This window comes from Westiellopsis prolifica IICB1 (assembly GCF_004323185.1).
Lineage (GTDB): Bacteria > Cyanobacteriota > Cyanobacteriia > Cyanobacteriales > Nostocaceae > Pelatocladus > Pelatocladus prolificus_A.
This window is the reverse complement of the sequence record NZ_NAPS01000003.1, coordinates 269,287-294,564: the sequence shown is the minus strand read 5'-3', so window position 1 is coordinate 294,564 and position 25,278 is coordinate 269,287. Positions and strand designations below refer to the sequence as shown.

Annotated in this window: 10 protein-coding genes; all 10 read left to right on the top strand. The window is 34.5% G+C overall.

What is annotated here, in order from left to right; genetic code table 11:
* Positions 1 to 2,040 (top strand): condensation domain-containing protein (locus B4U84_RS26620; protein ID WP_242677720.1); only part of this gene is annotated, 2,040 nt, incomplete at its 5' end.
* Positions 2,015 to 3,031 (top strand): TauD/TfdA family dioxygenase, encoded by a 1,017-nt coding sequence (locus B4U84_RS26615; RefSeq protein ID WP_131121189.1) that lies wholly within the window; start codon positions 2,015 to 2,017, stop codon positions 3,029 to 3,031. The genes B4U84_RS26620 and B4U84_RS26615, both read left to right, overlap by 26 nt.
* Positions 3,032 to 3,146: 115 nt before the next feature.
* Positions 3,147 to 6,371 (top strand): non-ribosomal peptide synthetase, encoded by a 3,225-nt coding sequence (locus B4U84_RS26610; protein ID WP_242677719.1) that lies wholly within the window; start codon positions 3,147 to 3,149, stop codon positions 6,369 to 6,371.
* Between the two features lie 13 nt (positions 6,372 to 6,384).
* Complete coding sequence (locus tag B4U84_RS26605; protein WP_131121187.1) at positions 6,385 to 12,438, top strand: type I polyketide synthase; 6,054 nt, start codon at positions 6,385 to 6,387, stop codon at positions 12,436 to 12,438.
* 5 nt (positions 12,439 to 12,443) lie between these two features.
* Entirely contained in the window at positions 12,444 to 13,853 is a 1,410-nt protein-coding gene (locus tag B4U84_RS26600) for a condensation domain-containing protein (RefSeq protein ID WP_131121186.1), read from the top strand.
* Between the two features lie 11 nt (positions 13,854 to 13,864).
* Positions 13,865 to 14,746 (top strand): cupin-like domain-containing protein, encoded by an 882-nt coding sequence (locus B4U84_RS26595; protein ID WP_131121185.1) that lies wholly within the window; start codon positions 13,865 to 13,867, stop codon positions 14,744 to 14,746.
* Between the two features lie 59 nt (positions 14,747 to 14,805).
* Complete coding sequence (gene ectB, locus B4U84_RS26590; protein ID WP_026081708.1) at positions 14,806 to 16,062, top strand: diaminobutyrate--2-oxoglutarate transaminase; 1,257 nt, start codon at positions 14,806 to 14,808, stop codon at positions 16,060 to 16,062.
* 48 nt (positions 16,063 to 16,110) lie between these two features.
* A complete protein-coding gene (locus tag B4U84_RS26585; RefSeq protein WP_131121184.1) occupies positions 16,111 to 18,876 on the top strand; it encodes a non-ribosomal peptide synthetase in 2,766 nt (921 codons plus the stop codon).
* A gap of 21 nt (positions 18,877 to 18,897) precedes the next feature.
* Positions 18,898 to 23,547 (top strand): type I polyketide synthase, encoded by a 4,650-nt coding sequence (locus B4U84_RS26580; RefSeq protein ID WP_131121183.1) that lies wholly within the window; start codon positions 18,898 to 18,900, stop codon positions 23,545 to 23,547.
* Between the two features lie 34 nt (positions 23,548 to 23,581).
* Positions 23,582 to 25,261, top strand: a complete 1,680-nt coding sequence (gene panP, locus B4U84_RS26575; protein ID WP_131121182.1) for a pyridoxal-dependent aspartate 1-decarboxylase PanP — start codon at positions 23,582 to 23,584, stop codon at positions 25,259 to 25,261.
* Positions 25,262 to 25,278: the final 17 nt, after the last annotated feature.

The window sequence follows — 25,278 nt, the reverse complement described above, 5'->3', positions numbered from 1 at the left end:
GAATTGGGGGAAATTGAAGCGGTTATCAGTCAATATTCTGGGGTGCGAGAAAATGTAGTTGTAGCTCGCAATCATTCCTGTGAAGATCAACGTTTGATTGCTTATATTGTTCCTGAAGTTGAACAAATATTAATTATTACTCAACTGCGTAGCTTCTTAGAATCAAAATTGCCAAGCTACATGATACCAACAAATTTTGTCATTTTAGACTCACTTCCACTCACGCCTAATGGTAAGGTTGATCGTAAGGCGCTACCTACACCTGATACAGTACGTCCAGAAGTTGAAGAAACCTATGTTGCACCTCAGACCATTGTTGAAAAACAGTTAGCAATTATCTGGATGCAAGTACTTGGTTTAAAAAATATAGGAATCAACGACAATTTTTTTCAATTGGGTGGACACTCACTTTTAGCAACCCAAGTTATATCCCGCATTCAGAAAATATTTGATATTGAGTTACCACTACGCCATCTTTTTGAATTACCGACAATAGCAAAATTAGCCAAAAGTATTGGTGAGAAAAATAAAGCTGCTAAATTAGTTCCACCGATTGAACGAGTTTCACGAGAGATAGCATTACCTCTATCTTTTGCACAACAAAGATTATGGTTTCTGCACCAATTAAATCCAAAATCATATACTTACAATGGTTCTAGTGCAGTACTGTTAAAAGGTTTACTCAATGTCAAAGCTTTGGAGCAAAGCATTAATGAGATAGTACGAAGACACGAAATTTTACGAACATGTTTCCAAAATGTCAATGGACAACCTGTTCAAATCATCACTCCTGCTTTAGAGATACCTTTATCAATAGTAGATTTACAACATTTACCTGATACTGAACGTGAAGCTGAAATACAAAAGTTAAGACTAGCAAATTACCAACAACCATTTGATTTAACACAACTTCCCTTGTTACGGCTAACTCTTATACGATTAAAAACTAGGGAATACATTTTGTTGGTAACGATGCATCATATTATCTTTGATGCTTGGTCAGAAGGGGTGTTGATTAAAGAATTATCAGTACTTTATGAAGCTTTTTCTAGTGGTAAGTCTTCACCACTTTCAGAGGTAAATATTCAGTATGTAGACTTTGCTAATTGGCAACAAAATTGGTTGCAGGGTGAGGTACTCGATACCTTACTTACATATTGGGAAAAACAGTTAGGTGATAATTTACCAGTTTTACGATTACCTAAAATTCATCAATCTTCAAACGTGAAAACTTCTGAAGAAGAAAGGCAAATTCTGAGACTTTCTCCGACACTGTCTCAGGCGATTAAAAAGCTAGGTGATAGTCTAGAAACCACATTATTTATGACGCTACTCGCAGCGTTTAAGGTTTTGCTATATTGGTATACAGGTGATAAAGATATTGTTGTTGGTACTGATATTGCTAACCGTAACAAAATTGAAATAGAAAATTTAATTGGATTTTTTGTGAATCAATTGGTATTGCGTAGCAATTTATTCGATAATCCTACTTTTAGTGATTTTTTGCAACAAGTACGCCAAGTTTGTTTAGAAGCCTATGCTCACCAAGATTTACCATTCGAGAAACTAGTTAGCACTCTGAATCCTAAAAGAGATTTAAACCAAACTCCTCTATTTCAAGTCAAGTTTATTCTACAAAATGCTCCGACATATGATTTAGCAATTTCAGACTTAAATTTGATTCGTTTAAATGATTTAGAACATACAGTAGCAAGATTTGATCTTCTTCTGGAACTAACAGATACTGAGCAAGGAATAGTTGGGCTATTAAAATATAACAAAGGCTTATTTGATGCTAACAGCATAGCGCGATTATTAAATAACTTTGAAACGATTTTATCTCAAATCGTGGTGAATCCTGCTATCAGATTAAATGAGTTAAATGAAATACTTATTAAATTAGATAGAGAATATCAATTGAAGCAAGAAGAAAAGCGCAAAGAGAAATATCAGCAGAAGTTAAGCTTGATTAAGCGAAGAACAATTGAAATTATAAGCGAAGTCGAAGATAAAAATGAAACAAGTAAAAATAATCCCTAAAATTGCTAGAAAATCTATCAATTTACAAACTGAAATCATCAAAATAGATAACTTTGGAGATGAGCAAACTCTACCATTAGTTATCAAACCATCTATATTAGATGTTGATATAGTAGATTGGGCGGAGGCAAATCGAGAATTTATAGATACAAATTTAATGAAACATGGTGCTATCCTTTTTAAAGGATTTAATATTAGTACAGCAGCTGCATTTGAAAGATTTTGTCTAGCAGTTTGCTCAGAACTATTTAATGAAAATGGTGAACATCCCCGCGAAACGGTAAGTGGTAAAGTTTATACTCCAGTTTTTTACCCTGCTGATAGTAAGTTATTATGGCATAATGAGAATTCTTTTAATCATCAATGGCCCAGAAAAATTTTGTTCGGGTGTCGTCAACCTGCACAGCAAGGAGGAGAAACTCCAATCGTTGATAGTCGTAAGGTATTTCAACTTCTAGAATCCAAAATTAGAGAGGAATTTATTGAAAAGCAAGTTATGTATGTTCGTAATTATGGAAATGGTTTAGGGCTTGATTGGCAAACGGTTTTTCAAACTCAAAATAGAGCAGATGTAGAAAACATTTGTCAAAGAAATCTAATTGATTTTGAATGGAAAAAAGATGGTGGATTGAGAACTATTTCTATTCGTCCATCTGTAATTCAACATCCTAAAACTGGTGAAAATTCGTGGTTTAATCAAGCACAGCATTGGCATTTAGCTTGTTTAAAAAAACAAACTCGCGAATCACTATTATCAACTTTTAAAATAGAAGATTTACCGCGAAATTGTTATTACGGAGATGGTACTCCCATTGAAGACTCTACAATGTTAGAAATATGTGAACTATATCAGAAATTAGAAATTTCTTTCCCTTGGGAACGAGGAGACATATTATTATTGGATAATGTTTTAACTGCTCATGGGCGTAATCCTTATGTGGGAGAACGTAAGCTTTTTGTGGCGATGGGGGAATTGATCAGTTTTAATTGAGTCGCCACAGATAAAGCTAACTAGTGGTTGGTAATTAATTATTAGTCATCTGCAATCTTTTTTGATGTAAATTTACTTAATAATTTTTCTGTTAATAACAATAATGCAAGAAAAAATGCAGGGTTTTCCACTATCTCCTCAACAAAAACATCTTTGGTTAGTACAGCAAGGTGGTAATTTTTATCGGACTCAATGTGCAATTGTTATAGAAGGAGATGTAAAAATTGAGGTATTACAAAAAGCTTTAGACCAAGTTATTGCTAGAAATGAAATTCTTCGCACAACTTTTTATCGCCCACCTGGTTTAAAGATACCTATACAGGTGATAAATACTAAGAGAGATATATATTTAAATGAGGATAGTTTAAGAAATAAATATTCTCAAATGGAAGAGGTAGAAAATTTATTTGACAAATTTAAGGAACAGTCTATCGGGCAAGAAGTAAAATATGAATTGATAAATATTTCTTCAAAAAAATACATTTTATTTGTAAATTTACCATCACTTTGTGCTGATTTTAAAACACTAAATAATCTGGTTGATGAAATTAGTCAGTATTATAGTGTCTGTTTGCAAAATATAGAACTAGATGAAGAACCACTACAATATGCTGATGTCGCTACGTGGCAAAATGAATTACTTGAGGCAGAAGAGACTACAATTAGAACAAGTTACTGGCAACAAATAGATTTTTCGGTACTGGATAAATTAAAGCTTCCTTTTGAGGATTCTTTCTTTCAGGAATCAGAATTTGACCCTAAAGTTGTTAAATTAGTAATTTGCAGAGATTTACTAACTAAGATTGAAGAAATTGTCCAACAATATCAAATTTCGATAGATAAATTTTTTCTTACTTGCTGGCAAATCTTACTTTGGCGTCTGATTGGACAATCAAATTTAATTTTAGGTTTAGGCTGTGATGGTCGCAACTATGAAGAATTAAAAACAGCACTAGGTTTATTCGCTAAATATTTACCGTTTGTCTACCAAATGCAGGCAAATCATACATTTACTGAAACTTTAATGGAGGTTAATAAGTTAACAGATGAGATGCTGGAATGGCAAGACAGCTTTAATTGGAATTTATTGAAAAAAACAAATGCAAATGAAGAGGAAGAATTATTTTTACCATTCTGTTTTGATTTTGAAAAACTAGTTGATAATTATGATGATAATAAAGTAGTATTTAAAATTTATCAGCATTATGTCTGCTCTGATAGATTTAAAATCAAACTTTCTTGTATCCATACACAAAATGATCTAATTAAAGTAGAATTTCACTATGATGCTAAACTTTTCTGTAAAGAAGATATTCAACGTTTGGCAAGTCAGTGGGAAAGTTTGTTAACAAGCGTTATTAATAACCCTTCCTTAGCGATCGCACGGTTGGATATATTCAGTGAAGAAGAGCGAGAAAAATTATTAATTGCATTTAATAATACTAAAACAGAAGAGCTACAGCACAAATGCATCCATCATTGGTTTGAAGAACAGTGCGATCGCACTCCAGATAACATTGCTGCGATTTATCAAAATCAGCAATTAACCTACCAAGAATTAAATACCCGTGCAAACCAGCTAGCTCACTACCTACAAAAATTAGGCGTCAAACCAGAAGTATTGGTAGGAATTTGTGTTGAACGTACACCTTTAATGTTAATTGCACTTTTAGGTATCTTAAAAGCGGGTGGTGCTTATGTACCGATTGAACCTAACTACCCCTTAGAAAGAAAAAGCTTTATACTAGATGACTCTCAAATGTCTGTGCTGGTGACGCAACAGCATTTAATGACAGATTTTTCTACAAATCAAATTCAAGTTATTTGTATAGATGATGATTGGGAAATTATCAATCAACAAAAAAATGAGAATTTAATTACTACAACAACCGCCTTAAATTTAGCCTACGTTATTTACACTTCTGGTTCCACTGGTAAACCCAAAGGAACATTAATTCCTCATCAAGGATTAGTTAACTACCTAAGTTGGTGTACCCAAAGATATGCAGTAGAACAAGGAGTCGGAACTTTAGTTCACTCTCCTTTGGGTTTTGATTTAACAATCACTAGTCTTTTCTCACCTTTATTAGTTGGTCGCACAGCAGAATTACTATCAGAAGAGCAAGGTATTGAAACCCTTTCTCAAGCTTTAAAGAAAAGCTCAAATTTAAGTTTAGTGAAAATCACCCCCGCTCACTTAGATTTGTTGAAACAGCAGTTATCTAAAGAAGAGATCGCAAATAAAACCAGAGCGTTTATTATTGGTGGAGAAAATTTATTATCTGAAAGTATTACCTTCTGGCAAGATGTAGCTCCAGATACAATATTAGTAAACGAATATGGTCCAACAGAAACAGTGGTAGGCTGCTGTATTTATCAAGTTCCAATTGGAAAGCATGATTCGGGTTCTATACCTATTGGTAAACCAATTGCTAATACCCAATTATACATTCTAGACCAATATTTACAACCAGTACCAACAGGTGTAGCAGGTGAATTGCACATTGGTGGAATTGGATTAGCTAGAGGTTATTTAAACAAACCAGAATTAACAGCCGTTAAATTTATTCCCAATCCTTTTAGTAAACAAGAGGGCGATCGCCTTTACAAAACAGGCGATTTAGTTCGCTTTCTACCAAGTGGAGATATTGAGTATATCGGTAGAATTGACAATCAAATCAAAATCCGAGGTTTCCGTGTTGAATTAGGAGAAATAGAAGCGGTTATCAATCAACATCCATCAGTATCTGCAAGTGTAGTTATTGTTCGAGAAGAGCAACCCGGAAATCAAAATTTAATAGCTTACATAACTCTCTATCCACACAAAACACTAACAATTACTGAACTAAGGCGCTTCTTACAAAATAAATTGCTTGACTATATGCTACCAACAGCATTTATGATATTAGAAGCGTTACCTTTAACATCTAATGGCAAAGTAGATCGTCGAGCATTGCCGACACCAAATGCTCTGCGTCCAGAATTAGAAGTTGCTTATCTAGTACCACAAACTCAGTTAGAAAAAACAATAGCTTCAGTTTGGCAAAAAGCTTTGAATCTGGAAAAGATAGGTATTCATGATAATTTCTTTGAAATTGGTGGTCATTCATTACTTTTAGTTACAGTTCACAGCCAATTGCAGAAAATATTAAAATTGGAATTATCGACTCTTGATTTATTTAGATATCCTACGATTTATGATTTGGCAGAGTATTTAAGTCAATCTCAAAATCAAACAGCTTCTTTACAGGAAACCGATATTCCAACAGAGAAAATTTCAGCTGGTAAAGTGCAACAGAAGAAACGTCTCCAAAAAATGAAATCAGTTGAAAATAATTAAGGATTAATCAATAATGAATATTCCAAATGAACCATATTTTACCAACGGCTCAGAAATAGCAATTATTGGGTTAGCAGGAAGATTTCCAGGAGCGAAAAATATTGATGAATTTTGGCATAATTTACAAAATGGTATAGAATCAATATCTTTTTTTAGTGATGAAGAATTATTGGCATCAGGAATAGATCCAGAACTTATCAGTCAACCCAATTATGTTAAAGCCAATGCTGTTATAGAAGATGCAGAATTGTTTGATGCTGCTTTTTTTGGTTTTAATCCTAGAGATGCAGAAATGACTGATCCCCAACACCGGGTTTTTTTAGAATGTGCTTGGGAAGCTTTGGAAAATGCAGGGTATAACTCTGAAACATACAATGGTTCTATAGGTGTTTTTGCTGGTTCTAGCTTAAGCGGTTATTTACTAAATATTTATTTAAATCAAAATATTAGAAACTCTACAGACAAACGTCAGATAACAATTGCTGGAGATAAAGATTACCTAGCTACACGTACTTCTTACAAACTTAATTTAACAGGACCTAGCTATACAGTTCAAACAGCTTGCTCAACTTCATTAGTAGCCGTACATTTAGCTTGCCAAAGTTTGCTAAATGGTGAATGTGATATGGCTTTAGTTGGTGGTGTTTCTATTAGCGCCTTCAGAAAATCTGGCTATATTTATAACGAAGGAGGTATTAATTCTCCTGATGGACATTGTCGTGCTTTTGATGCTAAAGCACAGGGAACTGTGACTGGAGAAGGTGTCGGAATTATTGTTTTGAAAAGATTAGAAGATACCTTACATGATAGAGATGTTATCCATGCTGTAATTAAAGGTTCTGCTATTAATAATGACGGATCAAACAAAGTTAGCTACACAGCTCCCCGCATCGAAAGTCAAGCGAAAGTTATTAAAACTGCTCAAGTTGTTGCAGAGGTAGACGCAGAAACAATAACTTATCTTGAAGCTCACGGAACCGGAACTTCTTTAGGAGATCCGATTGAAATTGCTGCGTTGACACAGGCATTTCAAAGAAGTACAAAAAAGAAAAACTTCTGTGCAATTGGTTCTCTAAAAACAAATATTGGGCATTTAGATGCAGCTGCTGGTATTGCAGGTTTAATTAAAACAGTCTTAGCTCTAAAACATAAACAAATTCCTCCCAGTCTACATTTTGAGCAGCCAAATCCTCAGATTGATTTTGCCAACAGCCCATTTTATGTTAATAATAAACTCTCTGAATGGAAAACAGACAAACATCCTAGACGTGCAGGAGTTAGCTCTTTTGGTATTGGCGGTACTAATGCCCATGTAATTTTAGAAGAAGCGATCGTTGTAGAGACATCACATGGTGCGTCTCTACAATCTCGCTCTTGGCAGTTATTATTTATTTCTGCAAAAACTCCAACGGCTTTGGAATCTGCTACAAATAATCTTGCGAATTATTTAGCACAGCATTCTGATATTAACCTGGCTGATATTGCTTATACTTTGCAAGTTGGTCGGCGAAATTTTAACTATCGTCGAGTGTTGCTATGTCGAAATACTGAAGATGCTATAACAACACTTGCAGAGCCAGAACAACAAGGAGTTTTGAGTAATTTTTCCGAAATTCGTAACCATCAAATCATATTTATGTTTCCCGGACAGGGAGCGCAGTATGTAAATATGGGGCGGGAATTATATGAAACAGAACTGATTTTTCGGCAACAAATTGACGATTGCTGTAAATTACTAAAACCACATTTAAAGTTAGACCTCAAAGATATAATTTATCCCTCAAATTTAGACACTACACAAACAGAACTTCAACAAACTTTCTTAACGCAACCTGCATTATTTGTGATTGAATATGCTCTGGCTAAACTTTGGATGGCGTGGGGTGTGCATCCACAAGCAATGATTGGTCACAGCATTGGCGAATATGTAGCTGCTTGTATTTCGGGTGTTTTTTCTTTAGAAGAAGCGTTGAATTTAGTCGTAATTCGTGGACGACTAATGCAACAAATTGAATCTGGATCGATGCTTTCTGTTTCTATTTCTGCTCAAGAAATCCAACCAATGTTGGGTTCAGAACTTTCTTTAGCAGCAAGCAATGCTCCGTCGCTTTGTGTGGTTTCTGGTGCTACCAATGCGATAGAAGCATTACAAAATCGTTTGATTGAGCAAGGCGTGGATTGTCGGCGACTGCATACATCTCATGCTTTTCATTCCCAGATGATGGAGTCGATTTTAGAGCCATTTGTACGGCATGTTAGAAAAATTAACCTAAAACCACCTCAAATACCTTTTATTTCTAACGTTACCGGAACTTGGATGACAGCAGATCAGGCGACTGACCCTGATTACTGGGCTAGACATCTACGCCAACCCGTATTGTTTAAAGAGGGAATCGCCGAACTGCTACAACAGTCGGAGCAAATACTTTTGGAAGTTGGCCCAGGACGAACATTAACTACCCTAGCCAAACGACAGTTGCTTTCACAGACTGTGGTGCTAACTTCGCTGCGACATCCCCAGGAACAAGTTTCTGATGTGGCATTTTTGCTCAATACTCTTTCTCGGCTTTGGCTCACAGGGTTGCAAATTAACTGGACAGGCTTTTATGCTCATGAGAAACGCAGACATGTGAGTTTACCTACCTATCCTTTTGAGCGTCAGCGTTATTGGATTGAGGCTAATTCTGAAACTTCTTTATCAACGAAATCTCAAAACTCATTAGGTAAAAAACCAAATATTTCTGATTGGTTTTATATCCCAATCTGGAAACAATCTACACCTCTTGAGTTTTTCCAACAAAGAGAATTCGTAACTGAAAAAAACAGTCGTTGGTTAGTTTTTGTAGATGATTATGGTGTAGGAGATGCAGTTGCAAAACGACTAGCACAGCAGAGTCAAGATATTGTTACAGTTAGAGTTGCAGAGAAATTTACTCAACTGAACAAATATACATATACTATTAACCCCCAGCAAAAAAATGACTACGATACTTTGCTGCAAGAACTCTACAAACAAAGTTTAATACCAAATGCTATTGCTCATTTTTGGAGCATTACACCAAATGATATTTTACTTTGTAATGGATTAGCACAAAGTTTTGAAAATTGCCAAAATCTCGGTTTTTGGAGTTTATTGTATTTAATACAGGCATTTGGAAAGCAAAATATCAGTGATTTTCTGAAACTGAGAGTTGTCACTAATAATGTGCATAATGTTATCGGTGATGAAAAGTTATGTCCAGAGAAAGCAACTATATTGGGACCTTGTAAAATAATTCCCAAGGAATATCCAAATGTTAATTCTTGTCTGATTGATGTAGTAATCCCTAGTACGAATATTACACCAACAGAGAAATTGATAGACTATCTAATTAGAGAACTGACAACACAGCAAACTGAAAATATAGTTGCTTATCGTGGACATCATCGCTGGATTCAAAGCTTTGAATCTATCCGTTTAGATAAAAATATTTTAGGTAAAACTAATTTAAAAAAAGGAGGAATTTACTTAATTACTGGTGGACTTGGTGGTATAGGTTTGGTGCTAGCAGAACATTTAGTAAAGACAGTACAAGCTAAGTTAATTTTAATTGGTAGAAAGGGATTACCTGAGCGATCGCACTGGCAACAATGGTTAGAAGAACATGATAGTAAAGATCCTGTTAGTCGCAAAATCAACAAAATACTTGAATTTACAGAGTTAGGATCAGAAGTTGAGGTTAAAAGTGCCGATGTCGCCAGCTACGAAGAAATGCAGCTAGTTGTTACTGAAGCTTTAGAAAAATTTGGTCAAATCAATGGTATTATCCATGCAGCAGGGATTGCTGGCGGTGGTATCATTCAACTGAAAACAGAGGATATAGTAAATAGTGTATTTACACCAAAAATCCAAGGAACATTAGTACTAAAAGAAATTTTAAATTCAAAAAATATTAATTTAGATTTTTTAGTACTTTGTTCATCTCAAAGTTCTATTTTAAGTGAATTTGGACAGGTAGATTATTGTGCCGCTAATGCATTTTTGGATGTTTATGCAGATTATTGTACTTCTAAATCTGACCAATTTACAGTGGCAATAAATTGGGGCTCTTGGCAAGAGGTAGGAATGGCAGTTGAAACAGAGCTACCTGAACAATTAAAGCTCCAACGTGAACAGGAACTCAAAAAAGGAATATTATCTGAAGAAGGTGCCGAAGCTTTTAATCGCATTTTGCTAAGTAGCTTACCTCATGTTATTGTGTCAACGCAAGACTTTCAAGCAGTAATTGAGCATAATAATTCTTTTAATTATCTCGAACAAGAATTAGCATTAATATCACAGACATCAAAAACAAATATTTCAAAATCCAGCCATCCACGTCCAAATTTAGCAAATGCTTATGTTGCGCCTAGTAACGAAGTTGAACAGGCTCTAGCTGACATTTGGCAACAATTTCTAGGTATTGAAAAAATTGGTATTCATGACAATTTCTTTGAATTAGCAGGAGATTCAATCCTTGCAATTCAAATTGTTGCCAAGGCTAACACATTAGGCATAAAATTAACTTCTCAGCAAATGTTTATGCACCAAACTATTGCTGAATTAGTGACAGCCACAGGTGTAATTGAAACAAATGAAAATAGTTCCAAAACTGGAGAAGTTTACCTTACACCTGTTCAGCATCGATTATTGACTCAAAACAAGTCAAATATAAATTCCCTGAACCAATCTTTACTACTGGAAATACAACAAAAATGCAATTCAAAAATATTACAAGAGGCTATAAAATATGTAATTGAACATCATGATGTTTTTCGTCTGCGTTTTCTTCAAAAAGAATCCAAATGGCAGCAAATAGAAGTTCATACTAATGATATAATGGTATATGAGCATGTGAATTTGTCTGCACTTTCAGAAAATGAGCAACAACATGCTTTGAAATCTACAATTGCAGGAATACAAAGTAAGTCCAACCTTAGTGAAGGTTCACTGGTAAATGTTGCTTTTATTGAATTGCGATCGCCGCAAAACAACTATCTACTAATTACCATCCATCATCTTTTATTAGATGCTGTTTCCTGGCAGATTTTGTTAGAAGATTTGCAAACAGTCTACCAACAACTCAGTCAAGCTGAAGGAATAAAATTATCTGATCAAACCACTTCTTTCCAGCAGTGGACACAGTCTATTCAAGAGTATGCTCAAACTTCCGAAATGGTGAAGGAGCAGGACTACTGGTTAGCAAAATCCCAAATACCTTTCCATAGTCTACCTGTTGACTATTCTGCAAATGAAAATATAGTAACGAATAGTGACATAGTATCAATCTCTCTAGATAAGACAGCAACTCAAGCCTTAATTAAAGACGTTAACAAAGCTTATAATACCGAAATAAACGATGTTCTACTAACAGCTTTAATCCAAGCTTTTGCAAAGTGGACGGGAGAGCAGCAACTATGGATAGATGTTGAAGATAATGGTCGAAATATAGTATTCAAAAATTCCAAATATATATCTTTATCTCGTACAGTTGGTTTATTTACAACTTGCTTTCCAGTAATTTTAGATATCACAGAAGCTTGTGATCCAGGAAATGCGTTAATCGTAGTCAAAGAGTATTTACGTAATATTCCAAATAAAGGTATTGGGTATGATACACTTCGCTATATCAGCAATAATCCAGAAATAAGTTCAAAGTTAAAATCTTTCCCTCAGCCTCAAGTTAGTTTTAGTTATTTAGGTAATTTTGACCCTGTAATATCACATTCATCTTTATTTAATTTCACTGATCAGTTTCTAAAAATCAGTCAAAGTACAAATAAAAATAAATTTTACTTACTGGAAATAAACGGAATTATTGTTCAAGAACAACTGCAACTTAATTGGATTTATAACACAGCAGTTCACCGGCGAGAAACAATTGAAATTTTAGCTTTAAGTTTTATTGAAGCTATACGAAGTATTATTGCTCATTGTCAGTATTTGTCAGCAGAAAAATATACACCTTCCGACTTTCCTAGAGCTAACTTGAACCAACAAGACTTAGATAATTTTCTAGCAAAAATTAACCAATTAGGTGGTAAATAAGCACAATGAAAACAGAAAATATCGAAGACATATATGAACTTACACCCGTCCAAAAGGGTATGCTATTTCACTGTTTGTATGCGACTGAATCAGCATTATACTTCTTTCACCATACCTTAACTTTACATGGTCATCCAAATATAGAGGCTTTTGAACAAGCATGGCAAAAAGTAGTAGATAGACATACAATATTACGTACAGGATTTTATTGGGAAGACATTGATAACCCCTTACAAGTTGTTTATAAACGAGTAAAAATTAACCTGAACCAATATGATTGGCGTGGTGTTGAACCAGCAGAACAACAAGAGCGATTAAAATCATTTCTAGAGAGCGATCGCCAATTATGTTTTGATTTTTCGCAACCATGTTTAATGCGTTTAACTTTGATTCGTTTTACTGGCGATCGCTATGAATTTATTTGGAGTAATCACCATATAATCATTGATGGATGGTCTGGTCCGATAATATTAGAGGAATGTTTAAAAATTTACACTGCACTTTGTGAATCCAAAGAAATAAAATTACCGCCAGCTCGTCCTTTTAGAAATTATATCGACTGGTTACAGCAACAAAATATAGGTAAGACTGAAACCTTTTGGCGACAAGAACTACAAGGAATAAAAGTACCAACTCCTCTAACTTATCTAGAAAATAACCAAAACCAAGCATCTAAGCAGAAAGAAAGATACGATGAAGAGAGAATTAAACTCTCAAAAGAAATTACAAAATTACTACTATCTTTTGCTACACAAAACCATTTTACTCTTGCCACATTAGTTAATGGAATTTGGTCTATTCTCCTGAGTCGTTATACTTGTCGCCATAATGTAATTTATGGGTGTACTGTTACAGGAAGGCCAGTAGATTTAGCGGAAGTAGAATCAATAGTTGGTGTATTTATAAATACTTTACCAATCAACGTCAAAATAAATCCAGAGCAACATTTGTTGTCATGGTTACAAGATTTTCAGGTTCAATTAGTAGAAACGCGTCAGCATGAATACACTCCACTAACACAAATTCAAGGTTGGAGTGAAGTACCACGAAACTTACTATTGTTTGAAACCATTGTCGTGGTTGAAAACTTTCCAGTCAGTGAATTTGCAGAAAATTGGACAGGTAATATAGCATTTGAAGCAACTGGAATTTATTACAGAAATAACTACCCTTTGAATTTAGTTATTTATCCAGGATCAGAAATTATAGTAGCAATTTCTTATGATTATTCTAGATTTGATATTACTACAATTACCGGAATTTTAAGTGATTTTCAAATTCTGCTACAAGCAATAATCGCTAATCCTAATATTCAAATCAAGAACTTATCATTTTCAACACCACATCAACAGCAAATATCAACAACTTTAGAAAAAGAAGCATCATTTAATTGGCAACTCGCTTCAGTATTTTAAGGGAATAAAGTATGATCGTTTCATCAGAAATAGACAGAAAATATAAACTATCAAGTGATGAATTTCATAAAAATTATGTTGAACTAGGCAAACCAGTTATAATCTCTGGATTAATTTCTAATTGGCGTGGCTCTGATAAATGGTCATTAAGTTATTTAAAAGAATTATCTCCCACACTAAACATTTACGCCAAGAAATTTAGTAATAAGGAAATTGAGATATGTCGTTTGACAATGGCAAGTTATATAGAATTAATAGAGACTTATCAAAAAGATCCTCAAAAGAATCCTCTACCGCCATATTGTCATGACTTACCTTTATTTAGCTTAATACCCTCTTTAATAGAAGATGTTCAACCATTTCCTTTCGATTATTTACCAAAATGGTATTGGTACAAGTGGTGGCGTTACTGTCAGTTTTTCTTAGGTTCTTCTCATAGCGTTACACCATTACATTTTGATTGTCTTCTGACTAATAACATATTTTTTCAAATTGTCGGACGTAAACAATTTACTATATTACTACCAGAAGATGCTAAATATTGTTATCGCCAAGGCTGGCGATGGTTTCTAGTGAATCCAGAAAATCCAGATTTCAATAAATATCCTGATTATAAAAATGCTAGACCAATTAGGTTTATTGTCAATCCTGGGGATATTCTATACATGCCTCCGGGAACGCTGCATCATGTTAGAAGTTTAGACCCTTCTATATCTTTTAATATTGATTGGCATACTCAAAAAAGTTCACTGACAGCTTTAGGTGCAATAACTAAAGGAATGCCAGTTCAAAATTTATACTATAACTTATTATTAACAATGGGATTATTATTTAAAGTTCCTCCTCAAATTATTTTTAAATTCTATAAATCTTATCTGAACTATGTTTCTTAGTAATATTAAAAAACGATGCACTATACATAATCAGTTTATCATTGCAACACAAAAGTCTTATGAATATATTTGAAAAGTGTGAATCCAATGTCAGAAGTTATTGTCGTAGTTTTCCAGATATATTTCATAGAGCTAAAGGCTCGATGATTTATTCTGACTCAGGTAAAGAATACATTGATTTTTTTGCAGGAGCAGGGGCTTTAAATTATGGACATAATCATGACTATATAAAACAAAAGGTTATGTCATACTTAGATGCTGATGGTATTGCACATGGTTTGGATATGTATACTTCGGCTAAAGAAAAATTCTTAGCCAAGTTTGATGAGGTAGTACTCAGTTCTAAAAAGCTAGATTATCGCATTCAATTTTGCGGTTCTACTGGAACAAACGCAGTGGAGGCGGCTTTAAAATTAGCTAGAAAAGTCAAACAAAGATCCGGTATATTCTCTTTTATGGGAGCATATCATGGAATGACTTTGGGCAGCCTATCAATAAGTGGTAATACTGGAATTCGAGCAGGCGCAATTGGGACATCAAGTAATGTAACATTCATGCCTTATCCTTATGGATTCATGGAAAGTTTTGACACGATAAAATATATAGAATCGGTTTTAAATGATGTTAATTCTGGAGTTGAAAAACCAGCAGCAATTATATTTGAAACCGTCCAAGCAGAAGGTGGAGTTGTTGTCGCTCCGATTGAATGGATGCAAAAGTTAAGAAATTTATGTGATAAACATGATATTTTATTAATATGCGATGATATTCAAGTTGGCTGTGGTCGAACAGGCTCTTTCTTTTCTTTTGAAAGAGCAGATATTGTTCCTGATATTGTAGTCCTTTCTAAATCAATTAGTGGCTACGGCTTTCCCATGTCTTTATTATTAATTAAACCAGATTTAGATATATGGGAACCGGGCGAACATAATGGCACTTTTAGAGGTAATCAACTAGCATTTGTAGGCGCGACAGCAGCTTTAGAATATAGAGAAAGTTGTGATTTTGAACAGGATGTTAAAGCCAAAGAGCTATTTATCAAAAATTTTCTAACTCAAGAAATAGCATCAATTAGTGAAAATATATTAATACGTGGTATTGGAATGATTTGGGGAATAGATGTAAAAGATTGTGGCGGTAGCAGTTTAGCTAAAACTATCACATCACGTTGTTTTGAACTAGGATTAATTGTTGAACGAGCAGGTAGAAATGATACCGTTATTAAACTTTTACCACCTTTAATCATTGATATGCCTACCTTGCAAAAAGGTTGTTTAATCATCAAACAAGCTTTGAATGATTCCATTTCAAACTAGCTTGACAGACTAGCTAACTTACCAAATAACCGATTACAAATTAAAAATATGGCTGTGGATATACACTCTAACGACTTATTCTCTCAAAAAATTTATTGGATAAATAAACTATCCGGAGAATTACCAGAAACAAATTTGATGCTGGATTATATAAGACCTTTATTCCCCAGTCATCAAAATAAATCTTTTCGCTTTGATTTATCAAATGATTTATCTCAAAAAATTATCAATCTAGCTAATGGTTCTTACTTTTCTATCTATTTGATAATTTTATCTGCATTGAATATATTGCTACAAAAGTATACTAGAAATAATGATGTTATTGTCGGAATACCAGTATATGACCAAATTGGTATTGATAACATAAATAATCAGGTTATTCCTTTGCGGAATCAGGTCAACTCTCAGCTTCTATTTAAAGATTTTCTCTTAGAAGTGAAAGATGCAACTATCGCTGCTTACACTCATCAAAATTATAATTTTGATGAATTAATTAACTTGCTAGACATACCAATATCTCCTAATCGCTGTCCCATTTTTGATATAGTCATTTTACTAGAAAATATTCATTCTAAAAATAGTTTAAAATTTTTAAAAAATGATATCACAATTTCTTTTTCAGTTGATGATGAAATTATTAGCGCCAATATAGAGTATAAGCAGCATCTATTTCAAGACGACAATATCAAATTGATGAGCCGATCTTATATCAATATTATTGAGAATATTATTAATAATGTTAATGTCAAAATATTAGATATTCTCTTTTTGAAATATTTTGAACAAAATCAATTGTTAAAAGAGTTTAATAATAATATTCAAGAATATCCAGTTCATCAGACAATAAATCAATTATTTGAAAATCAAGTATCTCAAACTCCAAATAATATAGCTGTTATTCATCAAGAAAGTAAGTTAACCTATCGAGAACTAAATCAAAAAGCCAACCAATTAGCTGGATTATTGCGTAAATTAAGAGTTACTAAAGGGGAATTTGTCGGTATTTTCAAGGATCGTGATATTAATTTCCTGATTGCGATCCTTGCTATATACAAAGCCGGTGGAGCCTATGTACCCATTGATAGTACTTACCCACCAAATCGAATTCAATATATGTTATCTAATAGCGAAGTGAGATTTTTACTCACAGATTCTCTGCTCTTAGACAATCTATCAGGCTTAGTAGGAGATTGTTCACAATTATCATCTATTATTTGTTTAGATAATGTAAGTACCGAAAATATATTGCTTGCTAATCGAAAAAGCTTAAATATATATAATAAATTAGATTTTGAACAATTACCTAATGAGAATATAGAACCTATTAATCGTGCCGTTGATCCAGCTTACATGCTCTATACTTCAGGTTCCACAGGGCTACCCAAGGGAGCAATAGTTAGACATGATGGCGCAATTAATCATATCTATGCTCAATTTGATGAATTAGAATTAACTGAGGAATTTTGTTTTCTGCAAAGTGCCCCTTCCTCGACAGATATTTCTGTATGGCAATTTTTAGCACCACTTTTAATAGGTGGTAAGACAGTTATAGTAGATATTGAAACTGTTGCGATTCCTGATAAACTATTTAAATCACTTAAATCAGAAAAAATTACAGTTGTTGAATTAGTACCAGCATTATTTGGGGGCTTACTTGAATATACTTCGGGGCTAGGAACTCAGGACAGAGAATTACCTGATTTGAAATGGATGATGGTTGTGGGGGAACCAGTATCTGTAAGTTGGGTAAATAAGTGGCTCCAAATATATCCTGAAATCAAAATTGTTAACGCCTATGGTCCCACCGAAGCAGCGGATGATATTACTCAGTTTATTGTTAATAAGCCTTTTGATGAAAATCAGCGAACAATACCAATTGGTAAACCATTAGCAAATTTAAATCTCTACATTCTCGATGAGCAAATGCAGCTATTACCCATCGGTGTTCCTGGAGAAATTTGTGTATCGGGAATCGGTGTTGGTGAAGGGTATTGGAAAAATCAAGAAAAAACTAATTTAAGTTTTGTTCCTAATCCCTTTCCAGATGCTAGGAAGAAGTTACCAGAAAATCGTAGAGATTTAATTTATAAAACAGGAGATTTAGGAAGGTGGCTCAGTAATGGAAATATAGAATTCTTAGGACGTATTGATCATCAAGTGAAGATTCGAGGGTTCCGAGTTGAACTGGGGGAAATTGAAACATTTTTAAGTCAACACCAAAATGTACGTGAAAATATAGTCATAGTTCATCAAGAACAACCAGGTAACTTGCAACTAGTTGCTTATGTGGTTGCAAAAACAGAACCAGTTCCTAGTATTAGTGAATTACGTAATTTTTTAAAAGAAAAATTACCTGACCATATGTTACCTTCTAGTTTTGTGATGCTAGAAAGTTTACCCCTAGCACCAAGCGGTAAGGTAGATCGTAAAGCTTTACCTAAGCCAGATAATCTCCGGCCAATACTAGAAACAGCTTACGTGTTACCGCGAAATGAAATAGAACACACAATAGCTGATATTTGGCAAAAAATACTTAAGGTAGAAAAAGTCGGTATTCAAGATAACTTTTTTGATCTTGGTGGTCATTCACTCAATGTGCTTCAGGTTTACAGCAAACTGCGGCAAATGTTTAAACCTGATTTAGCAATAACTGACTTATTTAAATATCCAACGATTAGTTCTATAGCCCGGTTTTTAAAGCAAGAAGAAAACGATGATTTTGAGAATCAGAGTGATGAATTGAATGAAAAATTAGAGGCTGGTAAAGCAAGATTAAAACAACGCTTTTTACAAAATAAACAACAGAATTTTTAATACATATCAATACAATTAATTATGGAAAATGCAGAATATTTTAATCATAAAACTGGTCTGGAAATAGCTATAATTGGTATGAGCGGCTGTTTCCCAGAAGCTCCAAATATTGATCAATTTTGGCAAAATCTCCGAGATGGAGTAGAGTCAATACATAGATTTAGTGATCAAGAATTAAAAAATTTAGGTGTAGATGCTGCTTTACTGAATGATCCAAATTATGTGAAAGCAGAAGGTCTAGTCGAAGATATAGACTTGTTTGATGCTTTATTTTTTGATATCAGCCCCAGAGAAGCTGAAATTATGGACCCTTCACTCCGTTTTTTCTTGGAACATTCATGGAAAGCGCTTGAGGATGCTGGTTATAGTTCACAGATATATAAAAAACCTATTGGAGTCTACGCTGGTACGAGTTTTGGTAGTTATCTACTTAATATCTATTCTAATTATGAACTGATAGCTTCTGTCGGTGATAAGCAGATCGAAAAGGCAACTTCTCCAGATTATGTTACTACACTTGTTTCTTATAAATTAAATTTGCAAGGACCAAGTTATGCGGTTCAAACTACTTGCTCAAGTTCATTGGTTGCTGTACATTTAGCTTGTCAAAGTTTGCTCAGTGGTGAGTGTGATATTGCTTTAGCAGGAGGAGTTTCAATATCCACAGCAGTTGGATATTTATATAAAGAGGGAGGAATTGAATCTCCTGATGGACACTGTCGTGCTTTTGATGCAAAGGCGTCCGGAACTGTAAAAGGAAGAGGTTTGGGTCTTGTAGTTCTGAAACGCTTAGAAGAAGCGATCGCAGATGGAGATTGCATCCATGCAGTGATCAAAGGTTCTGCGATTAATAATGACGGTTCAGATAAAGTTAGCTACACCGCACCCAGCGTCAATGGTCAAGCAAAAGTAATTAGAGCTGCTCAGGTGATGGCTGAGGTCGAACCTGATACTATTAGCTACATTGAAGCGCATGGAACCGGAACTTCCTTAGGTGATCCCGTTGAAATTGCTGCTTTAACACAAGCTTTTCGGACTAAAACTCAACAAAAGGGATTTTGTCGGATAGGTTCTGTCAAAACTAACATTGGCCACTTAGATTCAACTGCTGGTGTTGCGGGTTTAATTAAAACTATTTTAGCCCTAAAATATAAACAAATTCCCCCCAGTTTAAACTTTGAAGAACCATCACCCCAAATTGATTTTGCCAATAGTCCTTTTCATGTCAACAATCAATTAACTGAATGGAAGACTAACGGTATTCCTCGCCGTGCGGGTGTTAGTTCCTTTGGTTTCGGCGGCACAAATGCCCATGTAATTTTAGAAGAAGCTCCGATAATTAAATCCTTTAATAATTCTCGCAATTGCCAATTATTATTACTTTCAGCTAAGACAAATACAGCACTAGAAACTGCTACAGAAAATTTTATTAATCATCTGCAAAAGTATCCAGATTTAAATCTCGCTGATGTGGCTCATACCTTGCAAGTGGGTCGCTGGACTTTCAACCATCGGCGAATGGTAGTTTGTCAAAACCAAGAAGATGCAATTAATGCATTGCAAGATCCTCAAAGAACTTTTACTTATTACCAAGAACCTTGCAATCGTTCGATTGTGTTTATGTTTTCTGGACAAGGTTCGCAATATGTAAATATGGGTCGAGAATTGTACGAAAATGAAACGATATTTCAAGAGCAAGTTGATCACTGCTGCGAACTCCTAAAACCTCACTTGCAAATAGACTTACGTACAATTCTTTATCCCAGCGAAGAAGAAGTTTTAAAAGCAACACAAAAGTTGCAACGAACAGCAATTACTCAACCCGCGCTATTTGTAATTGAATACGCTTTAGCTAAGTTATGGATGGCGTGGGGTGTACTACCTGAAGTGATGATTGGTCACAGTATCGGGGAATATGTAGCTGCAACTATAGCGGGAGTTTTCAGTTTAGAAGATGCTTTAGCAATAATTGCAACACGGGGAAAACTTATGCAGGAGTTACCTAGTGGTGCTATGCTTTCCGTTCAGCTTCCAGAACAAAAAATCCAACAAATTTTAGAAAAAGAAATCTCTTTGGCAGCGATTAATTCCTCTTCTTCCTGTGTAGTTTCGGGTTCAGAAGAAGCAATAGATAAATTGCAACAAAAACTACAAAAAATTGATGTTAATTGTAGACGTTTACATACATCTCATGCCTTTCATTCTCAGATGATGTCACCCATGATTGAGACTTTTACTCAGTCACTAGAAAAAGTCAAACTTAATCCCCCTAAAATACCATTTATTTCCAATGTCAGTGGAACTTGGATTACTGCAAATGAAGCAACAAACCCTAAATATTGGGCAAGACATTTAAGGCAACCAGTACAATTTAATTTAGGAATTGCTGAGTTGCTCAAACAACCAGAGCCAATATTTTTGGAAATTGGACCGGGACGGACGCTCAGTAGTTTAGCTAAACAACATCAAACAGATATTATCGCATTAAATTCGATACGACATCCGCAAGAAAAACAATCAGATATAGAATATTTACTTAATACCTTGGGTAGGCTTTGGCTAGTAGGAATTCAAATTGATTGGTCGGGTTTTTATCTAAATGAAAAACGTCATCGTATACCATTACCTACTTATCCTTTTGAACGAAAAAAGTATTGGCTTGAGGTAAATCGAAATGCGACATTAGCAATGATGTCTCCAAGAACTTCAGATAAGAAACCAGATATTGCTGATTGGTTTTATGTTCCTCGTTGGAAAGAATCAACACCACTTGCATTTTTTCAACAGGAAAAACTACTACAACAAAAGTTGTGCTGGTTAATTTTTATTGATAACTATGGAGTAGGAACAGAAATTGCTGAACGACTTACACAACAAAATCAAGATGTGATTTTTGTGGAAGTTGGAGATAAATTTACTAAATTTGATGAGTGTACATATGCCATCAATCCTGAACTAAGGGATGACTATGATACCTTATTTAAATCACTACAAGAACAGAATTGGATTCCCCAAGCGATCGCACATTTTTGGAGCGTTACTCCTAACGATATTTTACCCAATCAAGAACTGGACACACAAACACAATATCAATTTTTTGAAGATTGTCAAAATCTCGGTTTCTATAGTCTGCTGTTTTTGGCACAAGCCTTAGCAAAACAGAATATTATTGATCCAATAAATTTGATGGTTGTTACTAGTAATATAAATGATGTCACTGGTAGCGAGAATTTATGTCCTGAAAAAGCAACTATTTTGGGATCATGCAATGTCATTCCACAAGAATATCTCAATATAAATTGTTGTTGTTTTGATATTGTAATTCCAGACTCTAAAACTAAACTATCACCACTACTGATAGACTCACTGCTAACAGAGTTTACAACATTAACAGATGATAATTTAATTGCTTATCGTGGTAATCATCGCTGGATAAAAACATATGAATCTGTAAACTTAAATGAAAGCATTATCAGCAAAAATAAACTGAGAAAACAGGGTGTTTACCTAATCACTGGTGGGCTTGGTCGCCTTGGTTTAGCAATGTCAGAATACTTAGCAAAAACAGTGCAAGCTAAGTTAATTTTAATTAGCAGAAAAAGCATCCCCGAAAAATATCAATGGTCTGAATGGCTTAGTAAGCATGATGAATCTAATGAAGTCAGTCAGAAGCTTAAAAAACTGAATCAGCTTGAGGAATTAGGTGCAGAAGTTCTAACGATTAGCGCTGATGTAGCTAATGAACAACAAATGCAAAAAGCTATAAAATTAGCTGAAGAACGCTTTGGTGAAATTAATGGGATAATTCACGCAGCAGGAATTAACGATGATGCATATTACACTATCGAAGAAAGTTCTAAAACTCAAAGTCAATCGCAATTTCATCCGAAAGTATATGGACTATTTGTTTTAGAAAAAGTTTTGCTCTCGCAAAAATTAGATTTTTGTTTATTCACATCCTCATCATCATCTGTTTTAGGTGGTTTAGGATTAACTTCCTATTCTGCTGCTAATATTTTTATGGATGCCTATGCTCACAAACAAAATCAGATAAATGCGTTTCCTTGTATAAGCGTGAATTGGGATACTTGGCAATCTCAAGAAAACGACACACAGGATCTGACTGTAGGAATCGCTTTAGAAAAATTACGCATGACATGGAAGGAAGGTATAGATGTTTTGAGGCGTGTGTTATGTCTAAATAAAACTCCTCAAATTGTTGTTTCTGCGGGAGAATTACAACCCAGAATTGACCAATGGATTAAACGAGAATTTTTACAAAAAAATAGAGATATTTTATCACTTCATTCCAGAGCAAACTTACAAAGTGAATATGTTCCAGTTCGCAATAATGTAGAACAAATAGTTGCGGCAACTTGGCAGAAGGTTTTAGGAATTGAAAAGATTGGTGTTTATGATAACTTTTTTGATTTGGGAGGTAGTTCTCTCATTGGTGTTGAAGTGATCTCTCAGTTACAAAAAGAATTAAATATTCATATTCCGATAATCAGCATTTATGAAAGACCAACTATTAATTCGCTTGCTGAGTTTTTAAGTAGCGATGAACAAGCTACTTTGCAAAAAGACTCTTACCGAACTCCAGCGAGATCTGCTTCCATGAAGCGTCGCAAAGAAGCCAGACAGAATCAGCGAAGAGAAAGTAAAAAGTAGAAAATCAAAAGAGAAATACTTTGTGGAGTACAAAATGGCATTGAGTCAGCAAAGACAAGAAAAAAATCAGCAGAATTTATTGTTAGAAAACGAACTAACACCACGCTATGCAGTTGCAAATGAAGTCATACAATTATTTACACAATCGAACAGCTTGGTCTCTATAGAAGCTAATATGGCTGTGAAAACTGATGCGTTAGTTGATGATTTCGTAAATGCCATTAACACTAATTCTGAGATTGATTTTAATGTATTAATAGAAACTTTTTCTGATAGCCAAGTTCCTATTAATCCTGCTAATTTTGATAAATACCTAGAATATTTAGCAAATAATCTTGTTAATCATTCAATACATACATCTTCACCGCGATTCATTGGTCATATGACCTCGGCGCTCCCCTGTTTTGTGCGACCTCTTGCAAAACTAATGACAGCAATGAATCAAAATGTTGTCAAAATAGAAACAGCTAAAGCTTTTAGTCCATATGAACGTCAGGCTTTAGCAATGATGCATAGGTTGATTTATAATTTTTCTGATGAATTTTATAGCGAGCATGTTCAAAATAGCCAAAGTACTCTAGGGATACTAGTTTCTGGAGGAACCGCAGCAAACATCATTGCGTTATGGTGCGCTCGAAATAAATCTTTGGGTGCAAAAAATAATTTTCCAGGTGTAGAAAAAGCAGGTTTAGCAGCAGCTTTAGATTACTATGGTTATCAAGGAGCAGTGGTAATTGGCTCTGAATTGATGCATTATTCTTTTGAAAAAGCAGCAGATTTATTAGGTATAGGTACGCATGGTTTAATTAAAGTTCCTACTAATATTAATAATCAAGTAGACTTATCGGCATTACGTCAAGCTGTTGCAGATTGTCAGGCGAAAAATTTACATATTATTGCGATCGCAGGAATTGCCGGGACTACAGATTCTGGTAACATAGATTCACTTTCAGATATAGCAGATATTGCTCAAGCTGCAAATGTTCATTTTCATGTAGATGCTGCTTGGGGTGGTCCACTCATATTTTCCGAACAGCATCGACAAAAACTTATTGGTATTGAACGCGCTGATTCAGTCACAATTGATGGACATAAACAGCTGTATTTACCTATGGGTATTGGTATGGTATTTATGCGTGAGCCAAAGCTAGCTTCAGCAATTGAAAAAAATGCTAGCTACACTATGCGTAAAAATTCATTCGATTTAGGTAAACGCGCTTTAGAAGGTTCTCGTCCGGGAATGGCATTATTTTTACATGCTGGACTAAATTTAATCGGGCTGAAAGGTTATGAATTTTTGATTGATGCAGGAATTGAAAAAACCCAATATATGGCTGCTCGTATCAGTTCTATGCCCGAATTTGAGTTATTATCTCAACCGGATATAAATTTACTTCTTTATCGCTATATCCCGGAGCCTTTAAGAGAACTTGCAGCGAAAAATGAATTGACAGAAACTGATAATCAACAAATTAATCTATTTAATGAAAATTTGCAAAAAACTCAACGTCAAGCTGGTCGTACTTTCATTTCAAGGACAACAAAAACAATCACTTGTTTAGAAAAAGGAATTTCAGTGACTGCATTGCGTGCTGTCATTGCTAATCCGCTTACTACTCAAGATGATATTGATGCAGTTCTAAATGATCAAATTCAGATTGCTTTAGATTTATCAATTTCAAATTTATTAGATACTAATCAGAGCTTAGCATAGATGCTGATAAGTATATT